The sequence below is a fragment of the Acidobacteriota bacterium genome (assembly GCA_039030395.1).
In the GTDB taxonomy this organism is placed as follows: Bacteria; Acidobacteriota; Thermoanaerobaculia; order Multivoradales; family JBCCEF01; genus JBCCEF01.
Map to the genome: position 1 here is coordinate 1 of JBCCEF010000073.1, position 1,567 is coordinate 1,567.

Genomic DNA, 1,567 nt, shown 5'->3' on the forward strand with positions numbered 1-1,567 from the left:
TACGGCCGGCCGATCCAGAACGCGCGCTACCACGTGCTCGGCCGCAGCCTCGAGCCCTGCCCCGTGCGCCTGGCCGGTGATCTCTACATCGGTGGTGACTGCCTGGCGGCAGGCTACGCCCAGGAGCCGGTGCTGACGGCGCAGAAGTTCGTCCCCGATCCGTGGAGCGAAGCGGAGGGCGGCCGGTTGTACCGCACCGGCGATCGGGCGCGCTTCTGGGAAGACGGCCTGATCGAGTTCCTCGGTCGCCTCGACCACCAGGTGAAGATCCGCGGCTTTCGGATCGAGCTGGGTGAGATCGAGTCGGTGCTCGCCGAGGATCCCGGGGTCGACGACGCGGTGGTCCTGGTGCGCGACGACCTGCCCGCCGGCCGCGGCTTGGTGGCCTACGTCAACGCCCCGGGCGGCGACCTCAGTAACGAGTCGCTGCGGCAACAACTCGGCGAACGGCTGCCGGAGTACATGGTGCCGTCGTTCCTGCTGGTGCTGCCCAGCCTGCCGCTGACCAGCAACGGCAAGGTCGACCGCAAGGCATTGCTCGCCATGCCTCTGCCGGTGCCGGGCCGCGAGACCAGCGGCGCCCCCCAGGCCCAGCCGCTGACGCCGACCGAGGCTCGGCTGGCGGAGATCTGGCGCGAAGTGCTGCGGCTGGAAGGACCGGTCGGCTCGGCGGACAACTTCTTCGAGCTCGGTGGCGATTCGATCCTCACCATCCAGCTAGTGTCGCGGGCACGGGAGGCCGGCCTCGAGCTGTCGCCTCGGCTGATCTTCACGCACCCCACCCTGGGCGAGCTGGCCGGTGCACTCGGCACGGCGGCCGAGCAGGATCAGCGCCAGATCATCGGCACCGAGCCGGCGGTGGGCGCGGTGGCGCTAACGCCGATCCAGCATTGGTTCTTCGATCAGTTGGAGCTCGCAGACGAGCCCTGGCATTGGAACCAGACCCTACTGCTGACGGTACGGCGACGCCTGCCACGGCCGGTCGTCGAACAAGCCTTGGCGGTACTGCTAGAGCAGCACGACATGCTGCGGGCACGATTCGAGTCACGGGACGGTGCCTGGCACCAGCACATTGCCGCGACGGAGAGCCGCGCGCCTCTCCACGAGATCGACTTGGGGTCGCTGCCCGAGTCGCGCCGACGAGTCGCTCTCGAAGCCGCGGCCGAGCAGGTCCAGGCCAGCCTCGATCTGGCGGCGGGTCCGCTGCTGCGGCTGACGGTCTTCCGCGGTCTCGACGACGCGACCGCCCCCGATCGTTTGTTGTGGGTGATCCATCACCTGGCGGTCGACGCGGTGTCGTGGCGCATCTTGCTCGGTGACTTCGAGGCCGCGGTGCGACAGATCGAGGCCGGCAAGACGCCGGTACCGGCGCCACGAACGACGTCCTACCAGGCGTGGAGCGCGGCGCTCGGCCAGCGCGTAGACGACGCCGACACCAGCGAGGCAACTCGCAACTGGCTGTCCGTGCCGTGGCGCGAAGCGGTGGCGCCGCCGTTCGATCAACCGGCCGACGACGACCGCGAAGCGGGCGCACGCACCCTGACGGCGGACCTCGGGGCCGAGGCTA

The 1,567-nt window shown here is 69.9% G+C and carries 1 protein-coding gene; it reads left to right on the plus strand.

From position 1 onward, the window contains the following. A partial coding sequence (locus AAF481_20570) for a condensation domain-containing protein (GenBank protein MEM7483561.1) occupies positions 1-1,567 on the plus strand: 1,567 nt, incomplete at both ends.